At 70.7% G+C, this 13,825-nt stretch carries 13 protein-coding genes and 4 pseudogenes; 6 read left to right on the top strand and 11 right to left on the bottom strand.

All coding sequences use genetic code 11. The features are described 5' to 3' along the window. The coding region (locus AOK15_RS31340; RefSeq protein ID WP_205632268.1) for a hypothetical protein at nt 1-195 on the bottom strand (195 nt) is incomplete at its 3' end. A 110-nt stretch (nt 196-305) separates the two neighbouring features. Between AOK15_RS31340 and AOK15_RS31335 the strand changes: the two genes are divergently transcribed. Next, the gene (locus tag AOK15_RS31335; RefSeq protein WP_055521713.1) at nt 306-1,526 is read left to right on the top strand and encodes a pyridoxal phosphate-dependent aminotransferase; all 1,221 of its coding nucleotides are present in this window, start codon (nt 306-308) and stop codon (nt 1,524-1,526) included. 132 nt (nt 1,527-1,658) lie between these two features. Here AOK15_RS31335 and AOK15_RS31330 read toward each other — a convergent pair whose 3' ends face one another. The 3 genes from AOK15_RS31330 to AOK15_RS31320 form a co-directional block, all read right to left on the bottom strand. Further along, the gene (locus AOK15_RS31330; protein WP_240508686.1) at nt 1,659-2,405 is read right to left on the bottom strand and encodes a UPF0158 family protein; all 747 of its coding nucleotides are present in this window, start codon (nt 2,403-2,405) and stop codon (nt 1,659-1,661) included. A gap of 91 nt (nt 2,406-2,496) precedes the next feature. Then, nucleotides 2,497-3,051 carry a hypothetical protein gene (locus AOK15_RS31325; RefSeq protein WP_055521712.1) on the bottom strand — a complete coding sequence of 185 codons (555 nt, stop codon included), beginning with the start codon at nt 3,049-3,051 and terminating at the stop codon, nt 2,497-2,499. Between the two features lie 57 nt (nt 3,052-3,108). Continuing rightward, the gene (locus AOK15_RS31320; RefSeq protein ID WP_055521711.1) at nt 3,109-3,663 is read right to left on the bottom strand and encodes a Uma2 family endonuclease; all 555 of its coding nucleotides are present in this window, start codon (nt 3,661-3,663) and stop codon (nt 3,109-3,111) included. 174 nt (nt 3,664-3,837) lie between these two features. On the opposite strand from AOK15_RS31320, the pseudogene AOK15_RS31315 reads away from it, so the two are divergent. Then, nucleotides 3,838-4,278: pseudogene (locus AOK15_RS31315) on the top strand (aminotransferase class I/II-fold pyridoxal phosphate-dependent enzyme); the annotation flags it as partial. A gap of 16 nt (nt 4,279-4,294) precedes the next feature. Here AOK15_RS31315 and AOK15_RS31310 read toward each other — a convergent pair. Both AOK15_RS31310 and AOK15_RS31305 read right to left on the bottom strand, forming a co-directional pair. After that, nucleotides 4,295-4,558: a type II toxin-antitoxin system RelE family toxin gene (locus AOK15_RS31310; protein ID WP_055521710.1), complete on the bottom strand. Its 264-nt coding sequence runs from the start codon at nt 4,556-4,558 to the stop codon at nt 4,295-4,297. Next, nucleotides 4,551-4,820: a type II toxin-antitoxin system Phd/YefM family antitoxin gene (locus AOK15_RS31305; RefSeq protein ID WP_005483715.1), complete on the bottom strand. Its 270-nt coding sequence runs from the start codon at nt 4,818-4,820 to the stop codon at nt 4,551-4,553. Before AOK15_RS31305 ends, AOK15_RS31310 begins: the two co-directional genes overlap by 8 nt. 101 nt (nt 4,821-4,921) lie before the next feature. On the opposite strand from AOK15_RS31305, the pseudogene AOK15_RS31300 reads away from it, so the two are divergent. Together AOK15_RS31300 and AOK15_RS31295 are read left to right on the top strand one after the other, a co-directional pair. Then, a pseudogene (locus AOK15_RS31300) lies at nt 4,922-5,377 on the top strand (aminotransferase class I/II-fold pyridoxal phosphate-dependent enzyme); the annotation flags it as partial. A 224-nt stretch (nt 5,378-5,601) separates the two neighbouring features. Beyond that, nucleotides 5,602-6,177, top strand: coding sequence for a hypothetical protein (locus AOK15_RS31295; protein WP_157870426.1), 576 nt, complete (start codon nt 5,602-5,604; stop codon nt 6,175-6,177). A gap of 112 nt (nt 6,178-6,289) precedes the next feature. On the opposite strand, the gene AOK15_RS31290 is transcribed toward AOK15_RS31295, so the two are convergent. Continuing rightward, nucleotides 6,290-9,976, bottom strand: coding sequence for a BTAD domain-containing putative transcriptional regulator (locus AOK15_RS31290; RefSeq protein ID WP_079058817.1), 3,687 nt, complete (start codon nt 9,974-9,976; stop codon nt 6,290-6,292). A 301-nt stretch (nt 9,977-10,277) separates the two neighbouring features. After that, nucleotides 10,278-10,832, bottom strand: coding sequence for a Uma2 family endonuclease (locus AOK15_RS31285; RefSeq protein WP_055521708.1), 555 nt, complete (start codon nt 10,830-10,832; stop codon nt 10,278-10,280). Between the two features lie 174 nt (nt 10,833-11,006). Between AOK15_RS31285 and AOK15_RS47550 the strand changes: the two are divergent. Together AOK15_RS47550 and AOK15_RS42885 are read left to right on the top strand one after the other, a co-directional pair. Then, nucleotides 11,007-11,156 (top strand): annotated as a pseudogene (locus tag AOK15_RS47550) (aminotransferase); the annotation flags it as partial. Continuing rightward, nucleotides 11,142-11,753 (top strand): annotated as a pseudogene (locus tag AOK15_RS42885) (class I SAM-dependent methyltransferase). The pseudogenes AOK15_RS47550 and AOK15_RS42885, both read left to right, overlap by 15 nt. Before the next feature lie 40 nt (nt 11,754-11,793). Here AOK15_RS42885 and AOK15_RS31275 read toward each other — a convergent pair. The 3 genes from AOK15_RS31275 to AOK15_RS31265 form a co-directional block, all read right to left on the bottom strand. Continuing rightward, complete coding sequence (locus AOK15_RS31275; protein WP_240508685.1) at nt 11,794-12,138, bottom strand: PIN-like domain-containing protein; 345 nt, start codon at nt 12,136-12,138, stop codon at nt 11,794-11,796. Between the two features lie 31 nt (nt 12,139-12,169). Continuing rightward, nucleotides 12,170-12,826, bottom strand: coding sequence for a DUF433 domain-containing protein (locus tag AOK15_RS31270; protein WP_055521705.1), 657 nt, complete (start codon nt 12,824-12,826; stop codon nt 12,170-12,172). 85 nt (nt 12,827-12,911) lie between these two features. Then, a complete protein-coding gene (locus AOK15_RS31265; protein ID WP_055521714.1) occupies nt 12,912-13,790 on the bottom strand; it encodes a hypothetical protein in 879 nt (292 codons plus the stop codon). Nucleotides 13,791-13,825 lie beyond the last annotated feature (35 nt).

Here is a 13,825-nt window from a genome sequence, read left to right as displayed (position 1 = left end):
GCCCCCGCCGCCACAGGAGGAACCCCCTCCGCAGGACGAGCCGCCCCCGCAGGACGAGCCGCCTCCGGACGATCCTCCGTCCGCCCACCAGCTGCGGCGGCGCCGACGGCGCGCGCTGTCGTTGAGCGTCGACACGATGCCGAGCAGCACGACCGCCCCGAAGACGAGGAAGAACCCGATCTCCATCTCCGTCACCAGCCTTTCGTTCCCCGTGCAGACCCCCCACGGGTCGTGCGTGACCTGGGGATGCCCTCGCCTCCCACGGCCCAAAGCAGAGTTGAGGAACTCCAGAGGTTGGGCGGAGGATGACGGCCATGACCTCCAGCGCACGCCCCGCAGACCCCGCCGGCTCCGCTGCCCGGCCCCCGCTCAACCGGCGGCTCGCCGAGTTCGGGACGACGATCTTCGCGGAGATGTCCGCGCTCGCCCTGCGGACGGGCTCGATCAACCTGGGCCAGGGGTTCCCGGACACCGACGGCCCCGAGGAGATCCGCGAGGCCGCCGTACGGGCGCTGCGGGACGGGCGCGGCAACCAGTACCCGCCGGGGCCCGGCGTCCCGGAGCTGCGCGCCGCGGTCACCGCGCACCAGCTGCGGCGGTACGGGCTGACGTTCGACCCGGACACGGAGGTGCTGGTCACGGCGGGCGCCACGGAGGCGATCGCGGCGGCCCTGCTGGGGCTGCTGGAGCCCGGTGACGAGGTGGTCGCCCTGGAGCCGTACTACGACTCCTACGCGGCCTGTATCGCGATGGCGGGCGGGCGGCGGGTCCCCGTGACCCTGCGGCCGCACGAGGGGCGTTTCCGGCTGGACCTCGACGAGCTGCGGGCCGCCGTCACCGACCGGACCCGGCTGTTGCTGATCAACACCCCGCACAACCCGACCGGCACGGTCCTCACCCGTGCGGAGCTGACGGCGATCGCGGAGCTGGCCGTCGAGCGGGATCTGCTGGTGGTGACGGACGAGGTGTACGAGCACCTCGTCTTCGACGACGCCGAGCATCTGCCGCTGGCGACCTTCCCGGGGATGCGGGACCGCACGGTGACCATCGGGTCGGCCGGCAAGACGTTCTCGTTCACCGGGTGGAAGGTGGGCTGGGTTACCGGCGCCCCCGATCTCGTCACCGCCGTCCGCTCGGCGAAGCAGTACCTGACGTATGTCGCCTCCGGGCCCTTCCAGTACGCCGTGGCCGAGGCCCTGCGTCTGCCCGACTCGTACTTCGAGGAGTTCCGCGCGGACATGCTGACCAAGCGGGACCTGCTCGCGGGGGGCCTGGAGCGGGCGGGTTTCACGGTCTTCCGTCCGGCCGGCACGTACTTCATCACCACCGACATCCGCCCCCTCGGCGAGAGCGACGGCTTCGCCTTCTGCCGTTCACTGCCGGAGCGCTGCGGAGTGGTCGCCATCCCCAACGCGGTCTTCTACGACCACCGCGAGCAAGGCGCACCCTTTGTTCGCTTCGCATTCTGCAAGCGGACAGGCGTGCTGGAGGAGGCGGCCTCCCGACTCAAGACGCTGGCCCCCTGACAGCAACAGACGTACCAGGATCTGTACCGGCCACACGGCCTGGTTGCCACGAGCCCCCGCGCACCCGCACTCCACTGCCGCCGGGCCCGCTGACAGCACCCCCGGATCATGCAGGACAGGGGCAGGAAAGAGTCATACCGGCCCCGAAGGAAACGAACCCGAGCTGGGCTCTACGCGGGAGGTGATGGGCGGGCAGTAGCCCGCCTCGGCCAGCCAGGCGCGGGCCCTGCCGCGCTGTCGCTCATCGCGGAACCGGTGGTACCGGCGCCAGGAGTGCTCGTCACCGGCGAGGACGTCCTTGAAGCGCCGGAAGGCACCCCGCCCGCCGATGGCGATCCGCAGCCGGTTGGCAAGGGTGGCGTCCCCGACCTCTTCGATGAACAGCTCCATGTCCCGGTAACCGGCCCGGGACCCCAGAGCCGGAACGTACAGCCATCGCTCGGGATCGTCGTCCTCCTCAGCCTCGGGCCCAGGCCCCGGCTCATCGGTGAGCGCAGGCCGGCACTCCCCGGTGGACAGATCGACCCGGCCACCGGACTCGGCCGGGTCGCTCTCCAGCAGCATGGCGAGCGTCTCCAGATCGACCGCGAGCGGGCGCAGGAAGGGGATCGCCGCGTCACCCGCGGCCGCGCGCAACCGATCCGCCAGTTCCTCATCGCCCCGGAAGCCGCGCTCCCGGAGCGAGCCGAGAAACAGGGCCGCCATCACCGCAGCCCCCGGCAGGCCCTGTGCCGCGGCCCCGGCCACACCGTCGCCGGCCAGCTGCAGCACCTCACGCACGGGTCCACGACGCAACGCCGCAAGCAGCGTCACCCCGTCCTGCGCGTGGAGCGCACCACGCAGGGTCCGCAGTCCGCCCTCGTCCCATCCCTCAACCACGACCCCGACGGTAACGCGTCGCCAAGGACGTACGACGCCGGAACCATCGGTTCCCTCTGCCCGGCGCCCGGGGGCAGACGGTGTCGCCCGGTCAGCGGGGCCTCTTGCGGCCGCTCTTGCCTGAGGAGCGCCGAGCCTTCCGGGCGCGGCCGACACGGGCGCCGTGGGTACCCAGTGCCCGGGCCGCCAGCTGCCTGAGCTCGTCGAGTCCGGCCCGGTCCGGGTGCGCGGAGTCCAACGCGGCGGCAACCGCGTCCCTGGCCTGGGGACCCTGGGCACGCAGCATCTCCTCGGCGCCGTCCCCGCCGCCCGCCAACTCCACGAGCTGAAGCAGGCTCTCGGCGAGCACCAGCAGCTGCTCGGCGTCAGTCATGTCCTCGGGGGACAGCAACTCACGGTGCGCCAACGCGTTCAGCGCCAGCGGCGCAAGCTGTGTGTCTCGCCGCAGCGTGCGCAGCATCCCCTCCCCCTCACCGTCCAACGCCGCCGACAACACGTCGAGCATCGCCTGCGCACGCGTGCGGAAGGTCATGGTCCTTACGGCGTCGGTCAGTTGCCGCAGGGCACCTTCCCGCTCGCCACGGGCCGTGATCCAGCCGGCCAGCTCCGTCCGGGCGGCGTCCGGGTCGTAGTCCTCGGCCAGCACCCCCAGCAGGCCGGCCGCCGATGCCTGGGCCAGTTCACGCCGCGCCGGGAGTCTTCGTCAGCGGGCGTCTGACTCGGGCTCCGGGCGCGGGAGCTCGTCGAGGTCGAGGGTGAAGGTGCGGCCGTCGGCCAGGGGGATGGGGAGTTTGCCCGTCCCGTACTGGTGGGTGTGTGCCGCGATGTAACCGGTGGCGGTCGGCTGGGTGTGGAGGACGACCTCCTGGGCGTACGGGTCGACGACCAGGTAGATCGGGATGCCGTAGCGACCGTACTTGGCCGTGCAGTCGTCGTAGTCCTTGCGCGCGGAGGAGGTCGAGACGACCTCGGAGATCAGCAGGACGTCCTCGAAGCCGTAGCGCTTGCCTTCCCGGCGGGCGTCCTCGCGAAGGATCACGAGATCCGGGGCGGAGTTCTCGTCGGCGGGGAAGTCGATGTAGACGTCGGAGGCGGTCTTCGCATGGCGTCCGAGGGACACGATCGTGTCGTACTGCATCGACTTGATCGTGCTGGAGTGCTCGAAGCTCTGCGGAGTCATGATCACCTTTCCATCAGCTCCGAACAGGACCGTGTATCCCTTGGGGAACTCGGTGTGCACGATCGCGTCGACGCTCATGGACGGCTCCTTCCCGTGTGTGGTCAGGATACGACGGCCAGTGCCGCGTCACCGAGCCCTGCGGTAGGGCCCGGCGACCGGTCCGGACAGGTTCTGCCGCCCGCTCACCGCCGGTGCCGGAGGTCCGCAGCGGGGCCTGGTCGCACCACACGGGAATAGGTGGGCCAACGAGGAGTCACCTGGGTGACGGCCGCGCCCGCGCTGGTGACGGCGGTGCGCTCGGCGAAGCAGTACCTCACCTATGTGGCGTCGGGGCCGTTACAGTACGCCGTCGCGGAGGCCCTCGCGCTGCCGGACGACTACTTCGACGCGTTCCGCGCCGACATGCGCGCCAAGCGCGAACTGCTCGCGGGCGGCTTGGAGCAGGCGGGCTTCACGGTCTTCCGCCCGGCGGGCACGTACTTCATCACCACCGACATCCGCTCTCTCGGCGAAAGCGACGGCTTCACCTTCTGCCGCTCCCTGCCGGAGCGTTGCGGGGTCGTCGCCATCCCCAACGCGGTCTTCTACGACCACCGCGAGCAGGGCGCGCCGTTCGTACGGTTCGCATTCTGCAAGCGGCAGGAAGTACTGGAGGAGGCGGCGAAGCGGCTCCGCAAGGCGTTCGCACACTGACCGATGTCAGGAGAGCTCAGGTGTCGTAGACGGTGGAGCGATGCCCGACGTGTACGACCCACACCACGAGCTCGCCGTTGTCGATTGTGTAGATCACGCGGTAGTCGCCTACCCGTAGGCGGCGCCGGTCGGGCTGGGAGACGAGGGCCGTGGTGTTGAATCCCAGCGGGTCGCTCTCCAGCTCGGTCAGCTTGGCCAAAATGCGGAGGGCCATGTCTCGCGGCACCTTGCGGAGTTCAGCCTGAGCCTCGGCTCGGAAGACGGTGCGGTACTCACTCACTGCGCGCCAGCGTCTCCCTCATGATGTCCTCGATCGGGATGCCGGGTGCCGGGTTGGTCATGCGCTCGTCGATGATCCGGTTGATCTCGCGCTCTTCCCACTCCTGGTATTTGCGCAGCACCTCGATGGACACCACTGCGGCGACCTGCTTGCCGCGCCGGGTGATGACGGTGGGTACGTCGTCCCGGTCGGCCCGCTCCACGACCTCGGCCAGGTGTGCCCGGACATCGCGGATCGACTCTATGGGCATGGGCTGTGTCATGCACCCAAGGGTACCGAGTGTCCCATGTGTACACAACAGCTCGCTGTCGCTCGGGGGTGTAGCCCTGTGGTCCCTCATGCGAATGCGTGCGCGAACGAGGAGTGGGCTGGGTGACGGCCGCGCCCGCGCTGGTGTCGGCCGTGCGCGCGGCCAAGCAGTACCTGACGTACGTGGCGTCCGGGCCGTTCCAGTACGCCGTCGCCGAGGCCCTCGCGCTGCCGGACTCCTACTTCGACGCGTTCCGCGCGGACATGCGGGCCAAGCGGGACGTGCTCGCGGCGGGGCTCACGGCCGCCGGTTTCGAGGTGTACCGGACGGCGGGCACGTACTTCATCACCACCGACATCCGCCCCCTCGGCACGACCCTGTCCAAGGAGGGCGACGGCTTCGCCTTCTGCCGCGCGCTGCCGGAACGGGCGGGGGTCGTCGCCATCCCGAACGCGGTCTTCTACGACCACAAGGGGACGGGCGCACCCTACGTCCGCTTCGCCTTCTGCAAGCGCACGGAGGTCCTGGCCGACGCGGCCGAACGGCTCCGCGCGGCATTCGCGCACTGACCCCGCCCGCTACCGCCGCGCACCGCCGCGCACGTCTTGCCGGTTCTTGCCGCATCACCGCCGTCAACAGGGGTTTTCCCCTGCGTCGCGCGTGCGGCGCGGTACACACACCCCCTCCCTACCTTTGACATGTCCACTCCGGAGCCAGCGGAGGGACGCACACACCGGACAGGGAAGCCTGTCCGGGTCCTCAGCCGTGGACGACAGGTAGGGAGTTTCTTCACATGTCTTCGTCAACTCGGGTTTCTCAGAGCCGAGGCCGCCTCGGCGCCCGCCTCGCCGCAGCGGCCGGCCTCGCCGCGCTCTGCATCACCGCTGTGCCGGCCACGTCGGCCTCGGCCGCCCCCACCGCCGCAGGGGTGATGCTGCAGAACGGCAGGTTCGACGACGCCGTGCTGTGCGCCTCGGCCGACAACCAGGAGCTCTGGATGGTGTCCAAGAGTGCCGCCGGCGGCAACTCCTACTGCCGGTGGAAGCAGTTCGGCACCGACGGGCAGTTCGTGCTGTACAACCTGGGCAAGGACCAGGTGATGGCCTACCACGGTGGCAACGAGAACAAGGTGTGGATGGAGCCCGAGGGGAGCAGCGGCACCAACGCTCACGACGAACTCTGGTCCTGGGGAGGACAGGAGGGCTGGGGGGCCTCGGCGCTGCAGTCCTACTACGACAGCGGGCAGAACGTCGACGCCAGGTCCCCCTATCTCAACGAGCGCGACAAGCCCCGCACCGACGCGGTCCACACCCGCGGCTGGCGCCACGGCGACCAGAGGGAGCTGACCTGGAAGAAGGTCACGAGCTGACCTCCACCAGGTCCACGACCGGGACGCCTCGGACACCGCACGGCGTCCGGTAGGCCGTCGTGTACGCCGTCCGGACCACACCGACTCTCGGCGTGGTCCGGACGGCACGTAGTCATGGCACGGGTGGGGGCGAGGTGCCCGGTCCGGATGCTGTCGGATCGGCCGAGGCGTCCGCGGTGTCGCAGCGCTGGCGGTCCGTTCCCCCGGCCATTCCCCCGTCGAGTCCCCCGTCCGACGTGACGAGCCGCCGTCGAAGTGCTGCGGCGTGCCGGTCACCGAGCGCGTCGAAGATCTCCAGGGCCTCTCGCCGGTACGGCGCGGGGTCCTCCTCGCGCGTCGCGTCCACGGCCCGGCCGAGCAGGTCCAGGGCCTGGGCCTGACCCTTGCGGTGGCCGGAGCGGCGGTGCATGGCCAGGGCCTGGCGGGCGTAGTCGGCCGCGACGGCGGGTTCGCCGTGTTCCAGACCGCCGCGGGCCAGGACGGTCAGTGCTTCGCCCTGCACCAGGACGTACTCCGTGCGGCGGGCGATTTCCAGCGCCGTGGCCGCCTGTTCACGGTCGAGGGGACGCCGACCGGACGCCAGCCCGATCAGTGAGCGCGCCTCCAGGTCATGCGCGCCGCGCTCACGGGCCAGCTTCAGCGCCTCCCGCCATGCGTCGGAGGCTTCGCCGTGGCGGCCGAGGGCGAGCAGCACACTGCCGAGGGTGAGGCGGGCGGCGGCCCGGAAGTAGTCGTCGATGTCCTGGTCGCTGAGGGCGGCGGCGGTCCGTGCCAGTTCCAGGGCTCGGACGAGGTCGCCCGCGTCCCTGCCGGCGGAGGCCGTCAGCCGCAGCGCGTACGCCTCGCCTCCCAGGTCGCCGCACTCCCTGGCCATCGCCAGGGCCACCTGAAGGTGGCGTGCCGCCTGCACCGTGTCGCCGAGCAGGTGCCGGGTACGGCCGAGGTCTGCCTGCCGGCGTATCTGGTTGTGCTGGTTGTCCAGGGCCGCCGGAAGGCGCTCCGCCCGAACGAGGCAGTCGAGTGACTCGGACAGGCGGCCGAGGTCACGCAGGACGTGGGCAAGGTTGCCGAGGACGACGGGGTGCCCGTCCGACAGGCCGCCCTGCTGGTCGAGTTCCATGGCCCGCTCCAGGTGCTCCGCGCTGCGCCGCAGCCGGCCGCTGAGTCGGCTGACCATGCTGAGGTTGGTGTGCGCGATGGCGGCGCCCTCCCGCCAGTCGGCGGCCTCGGCGAGGGCGAGCAACTGCTCGAAGTGGGTGATCGCGGTGTCGACGTGGCTCTGCCGTACGTGCGCGTGGCCGAGCAGATGGTGCATGGCGGCCTCGGCGACAGGCTCTCCGGCGGCACGGGCAGCGGCCAGAGCTGCCTGACCGAGGGCCGTCCAGTCCACTGTGTGCTTGCGGATCCAGGCGTAGCCGCGCAGGGCGTCGGCGAGCAGCCAGGCCGCCTGACGGCCCTCGGCGGCGGCCTGGTGAACGGCCGCCGCCAGGGTGGGCAGTTCGGCGTCCAGCCAGCGCATCGCCGCCGCGGCGTCGGTGATCTCCGGCGGCGCCGCATCGCTCCGGACAGCGTCTTCGTCCCCGGGCAGGCGCTGTTTCATCCCGGGGTAGAGCAGTGACGCGCAGCGATCCACCGCGGCCAGAAGCCAGTCGTAGAGGGCGTCGGAGGCGGCTCGGCGGGAGGTGTCGGTCTCCTCCAGGCCAAGCCGTTCGGCGGCGTACAGTGCCACGAGGTCATGGAAGCGGTAGCGTCCGGGCCGGTGCTCGCGGAGCAGGTGGGCGGCGGTGAGCCGCTCCACCAGCCGGGCGGCGTCCTCGACGGTGGTGCCCGTGACGACGGCGGCGGCCCGCAGACCGGTCTCCGGGCCGGGCAGCAGGGCCAGCAGGCGGAACATCCGTCGAACCGGGGCATCGAGGGCCTGGTAGGAGAGGCTGAAGGCAGTCCGTACGGCGGTGGTCTGGTCGCCGGTGACGGACAGGGCGGTCAGCCGGTCGCCCTCGCGGAGTTCGTCGGCCTGGTCGCGCAGGGTACGCCAGGGGGTGTGGTCGACGTTGGCGGCCGAGATCCGCAGGGCCAGCGGAAGGTGGCCGCAGGCGTGAGCGAGGTCCGCCGCGGCCTGCGGGTCCGCGTCGACCCGGCTCTCGCCGAGCATACGGCGCAGCAGCAGCCGGGACTCCTCGGGAGCGAGCACGTCCACCCCGATACGGCGGGCCCCGTCACGGGCTGTGAGCCCGGCCAGCCGGTCACGGCTGGTGACCAGCACCAGGCAGCCGAGCCCGCCGGGCAGCAACGGCCGGACCTGCTCCGGGTCCACGGCGTTGTCCAGTACGACAAGCATCCGCCGCCCGGCGGACAGTGTGCGGTACAGGTCGGCAGCGGCCTCGGGCGTCCCGGGAATCCGCTCCGCTGCCACGCCCAGCGCCAGCAGGAACCGGGCCAGCGCCTCGACCGGACGCACCGGAGCCTGTGCCGAGTGACCTCGCAGGTCCACGAACAGCTCGCCGTCAGGGAAGCGATCGCGTACCCGATGCGCCCAGTGCACCGCCAGGGCGGTCTTGCCCACGCCACCGGTACCGGTGATCGCCGCGAGCACCGTCCCCGTCTGGTGAGGGCCGTCCCCCGTCGCCGGGTCGGGGAGCAGGGAGTCCAGCTGCCGCAACTGATCGGCCCGGCCGGTGAAGCCGAGCGTCAGGCCGGGAAGCTGCGCCGGGACCGGCCTGTCGGCAGCGGGAGGTGATACCGGCACCGGCGCGGGTAACGCGGGTAAGACGGGTGGCTTCGGGGGTAAGTCCGCGCGCAGTACCCGCAGATGCGCGGCGCGCAGTGCCGCGGAGGGCTGAAGACCCAAGTCGGCGTCGAGCCGGCTGCTGATGCGCGTGAAGACGTCGAGCGCTGCCGCCTGCTGCCCGCACGAGGCCAGGGCCAGCATCAGCCGGCCGGCGAGCTCTTCGTGCAACGGCTCGCGCGCACTGAGCTCCCGCAGGTCGGCGACCACTTCCTCCGCGCTGCCGAGCGCGAGCGCCAGGTCCGCCCGGGCCACGGCCGCCGTGACCTGACGACCACCGATCGCGACCGCCGTCGGATGTTCCCGGATCCGCTCGCCGCCATCGGCCAGCACCGGTCCTCGCCAGCACCGCAGCGCTCGGCCGTATGCCTCCAGCGCGGCAGGGCGGTCGCCACCGGCCTCGACACTCCGGGCCAGACCGAGCAGCTCGTCGAAGGTGGCCACATCGGACTCCTCGGCCGACAGATCGGCCCGGTACCCGCCTTTGGTCGCCCGCAGCACGCGCCCCGCGTCTGGCCCGGGCCGGTCGGGGTCGATCAGATCACGCAGGTGTCTGACATAGGTCTGCACCAACTGCCGACAGGTACGTGGCGGCTGTTCGCCCCACAGCACGTCGACGATCTCGTCGGTACCGACCACCACGCCCGGCTGCATGGCCAGCAGTCCCAGCAGGCTGCGCTGGAGCACTGATGGCACCTCGACGGGGCCGCCGCCAAGGTGCAGCGCCAAAGGACCGAGGACCGACACGCGCAGTCCTGCCGTCCGCGGTGAGGACACCGCGGCTTCGCAGGCCTCCCGCAGCCGGGTGCGCGCGGCCTCGGACAGGTTCAGCGCCGCCACCAGGCGCTGGATCGAGTCGGCGTGCGGCCGGCGGATCTGGCCCTGCTCCAGGTAACGCAGGGTCCGAACGCTGATCCCCGCCCGCTCGGCCAGCGCCCGCTGGCCGAGCCCGGCCGCGAACCGGTACCCGCGCAGCAGTTCCCCCAGTGTGCTGGGCCCTGGATGCCGACTCATCATTGCCTCCTCTGTGCCTGTCCCCGCGGCGGACGATAGTGTCATGGACCGATCAAGCAGGCGCGGTGTGAGTTCTCGGCGTGGCGAGGGCACAGCACGAAGAGGAGCGGCGGGCCGGAGACGCGGATGAGTACGTGACGCGGCGTGGGCCGGGTGACGGCGGCGCCCGCGCGGACAGGTGTGCCGGAGGAGGCGGTCCCCCCGACTCAAGACGCCGGCCGACTGACAGCCCCCGCGACCAGGTACGACCACATCCGGCGGCGGTGCCGACGGCACAGCCCGGACGACGAGGGGTTCTTCGTCAGCGGGCGTCTGCCTCGGGCTCCGGTCGCGGGAGTTCGTCGAGGTCGAGGGCGAAGGGGCGGCCGTCGGCCAGGGCGATGGGGAGCTTGCCCGTGCCGTACTGGTGGGTGTGTGCGGCGATGTAACCGTTGGCGGTTGGCTGGGTGTGGAGGACGACCTCCTGGGCATAGGGGTCCACGACCAGGTAGACCGGGATTCCGTAGCGCCCGTACTTCGCGGTGCAGTCGTCGTAGTCCTTGCGGGCGGAAGAGGTCGAGACGACCTCGGAGATCAGCAGGACGTCCTCGAAGCTGTAGCGCTTGCCTTCCTTGCGTGCGTCCTCGCGCAGGATCGCCAGGTCAGGGGCGGAGTTCTCATCGGCGGGGAAGTCGATGTAGACATCGGAGATGACCTTCGCGTGACGGCCGAGGGCGAGAGCGGAGTCGATCTGCATCGACCTGATGGTGCTGGAGTGCTCTTCGCTCCGCGGGGTCATGATCACCTTTCCGTCGGCCCCGAACAGGACCGTGTACCCCTTGGGGAAGTCGGTGTGCACGATCGCGTCGACGGTCATGGACGGCTCCTTCCCTGGTGTGGTCAGGATACGGCGGTGCCGTGTCACCGAGCCCAGCGGTGCGGCCCGAAGACCGGTCCGGATGGGTTGTGCGGCCGGTTCACCGGCTGTGCCGGAAATCCGCAGCGGGGTCTGTCACACGACAAACGAATAGGCAGGCGCGAGGTGTCACCCGGGTTCGAGGTGTTCCGGACGGCGGGCACGTACTTCATCACCACCGACATCCGCCCCCTCGGCGCGACCCTGCCCAAGGAGGGCGACGGCTTCGCGTTCTGCCGGGCCCTGTCCGAGCGGGCCAGGGTCGTCGCCATCCCGAACGCGGTCGCTTCCGCCTGCAAGGACGACGTGGAGCCTGGGTTCTCCTGAACCCAGTACGCCGGTCACGGCCCCGGCCCCGAACTGCTCGGTGACCCAGGCTCCGTTCTGGAGATCGGTTGCGGCACCGGCTGCGCTCTCGCCCACCTGGCTCAGCGTGGCATCGCCGCTCGGGGCGCTGACCTGTCTCCGGTCATAGTCAAGAAGACCATCACGAAGTGGGCCAGTACCGGTGCGGAGTTCGTGTGCTCCGAGGTTCTGCGGTACCTGAGCGAGGAAGATGCGGCGTACGACGCCGTCTACTCGATCTTTGGAGCCGCCTGGTTCACCGACCCGAGCCGCCTCTTCCCGCTGTGCCGAGCGGCTCAGGCCCGGGGGCGTCTTCGTCTTCTCGCAGCCGCCGGCCATCCCGGGTGCCTACGGGCCCCAGGGCATGTACAAGGGGGCTTCGCGGGCAAGGCGATTTACCTACCGCTACAGCTACCGCCCGGCCGTGTGGGAGCGCTTGCTCACCCGGGCCGGGTTTCTCACGGCTGACGCCCAGGTACTTGATGCCCGCACCCTGGCCACATCGGTACGCTCCTCGTGCGCGTGGTGGCACCGTGACCGACGGTGTGCATATGGTCGGCCTTCCTTCGCCGGCCTCTCACGGCCAGGTGCGTTCGATGCGGTCGTGCCGCACGGCGTAGGCCGCCGGACCGCCCTTCTCGACCGCCCGGTGGATCGTGTCCCGGTGCGCGACGAGGCGATCGATCATCTCGGCGCTCCGAAGCTGCTGATTGTCCAGGTAGAACAGCACAGCGTCGCGTTCCAGGACAGGTCGGATCTCCAGGTCCCGGGTCTTGATCCGCCCGTCCTTCGACAGCGGAACCCAGCAGCGGTCGAGACCGTGCGTGATCCATTCCTCGTCCGGGATGTCCTGGCCGTCGTGCGGGAAGACGTCCCCGATGCGGTGAACCGTCCATCCACAGGCTCTCAGTCCCTCCGCCACCCGACGACCGAGATTCCGGTCGAGGAAGAACTCAGGCGACAAGGTGCACCACTGCCCGGCAGAGCGCGTCCACCTGCTCAGGCGTCATGTCGTAGTCGTACGCGATGTCCTCGACGGTTTCCCCGGCCTCCCACAGGTCGGTGATGGCCTGGACCGTGACGCGGTTCGCGGCCACGACAGGGAGTCCGTGGCCGAACCTCGGGTCGATCACGACGGGGACGGAGTCCGGGTACTGCCTCAGCCGCAGGCTGGAAGGGAAGTCGTCGCCCGGTTCCCAGGTGAGGTAGCGGAGATAGTCGGAGACCACCTCGTGGATGGGGACCTGGCCGTCGCGGGCTCTGCGGAGATCCCCCCAGCCGTGCTCGATGAAGATGTCCACGCCGTCCGTGGCGATTCTCTTGGAGACGAGGCCGTAGGGGGTGTCGAGAGCGTCCCGTACTGCGGCGGCGGCCTCTCTGATCTCGCTCATGCGGAGCCCCAGGGAACGCAGGGAACGAAGGGCGTGCGCCTCGGCTACCGCGATGAACGGCACCGAAGGCTGCCCTTTCCGCGCCGGCTCCACCTGGTGGACCAGTGGTGCTCCGGCGGCTTTGCCCTTCAGCCACGAGGTGAGGGTCGACTGGGGAATCTGGAGGTAGGAGGCTGTTTCCGTGGGCGTCAGGAGCCCGTCCGTGAACCTGTCGACCATGCCCCACCTCCGCTTGGCGTCAGCTTCCGCATCGTGCCACATCAAGCCTCCCACCTGCGGGTGGACCGCACACCCGGCCACCGGCTCAGCCGGTCAGGGGGAGTTGGTCCCGTGACCGGCAGTCCCGGCAGTGGCTGTGTCCCGCCGAGCGGAAGCCCCGGTCGCAGCCGTCGCAGTTCCGCATGTCCAAGACCACTGGGCGTTCTGGGGTCTCAGGGGTTTTGGTCGCCGGTGCGGTCAGGGGTGTCTCCTTGAGGCGGTAGGCCAGGATGCCGACCGGCCGGACGAGGAGGTCTGCCGGGAGCCGTGCGGTGAGGTGGTCGGTGATCTGCGTGGGCAGCAGGCCTGCCCCGAGCCACCGGGTGACCGCCGGGGCGAGGCGGGCGGCTTCCCGCTCTGACAGGACGAGACGGGGGTCGACCCGGCGGAGGCCGGCGAGTACGGCGATGGCTCGGGGGTCGACGTCGGCGAGCGGGGCCGGTGCCTCGGGCTTGGACTTGGTCTCGGCCTGTGCTTCCGGATCCGCTGTCTCCGCCGTCGTCTCCTCCCCCGGTGCAGGTGCCTCCTCCGTGTCCCGCACAGCCCCGGGCGCGAGCGTGCCAGTGGCGGACTGCATCCGGGGGCGACGAGGCCTGGGGGGCTTGGGAGGCCCGTTCGGGTCCGGGTCTGGTTCGCCGCCGGGTACGTCGTAGAAGTACGTCCGGGTGCGGACCTGCCCGGTGGGCGTTCGCTCGCGGCGGCGTTCCAGGTATCCGGCCTCCTCCAGTTCCCTGAGAGCTCGGGAGACGAGGATCTCGCCCTCGTCGAAGTGCTCGCACAGGGCGGTGATGCTCACGAGAGTGCCGGTGGGGAGGGAGGAGATGTACGTCGCCACACCGACCGTGACCGCGCTGCCGCGTCGCTGCGCGAGGGCGTTGGAGATCACCGTGAAGTCGGCCGTCAGACGGGTGCGTACGTGGATCACGCCGGAGGTCGGGGCTCCGGCGTGATCCACGTACG

Source organism: Streptomyces ossamyceticus, from assembly GCF_001418475.1.
Lineage (GTDB): Bacteria > Actinomycetota > Actinomycetes > Streptomycetales > Streptomycetaceae > Streptomyces > Streptomyces ossamyceticus.
Note: the sequence above shows the minus strand (reverse complement) of the source record. Positions and strands in the feature narration are given on the sequence as shown.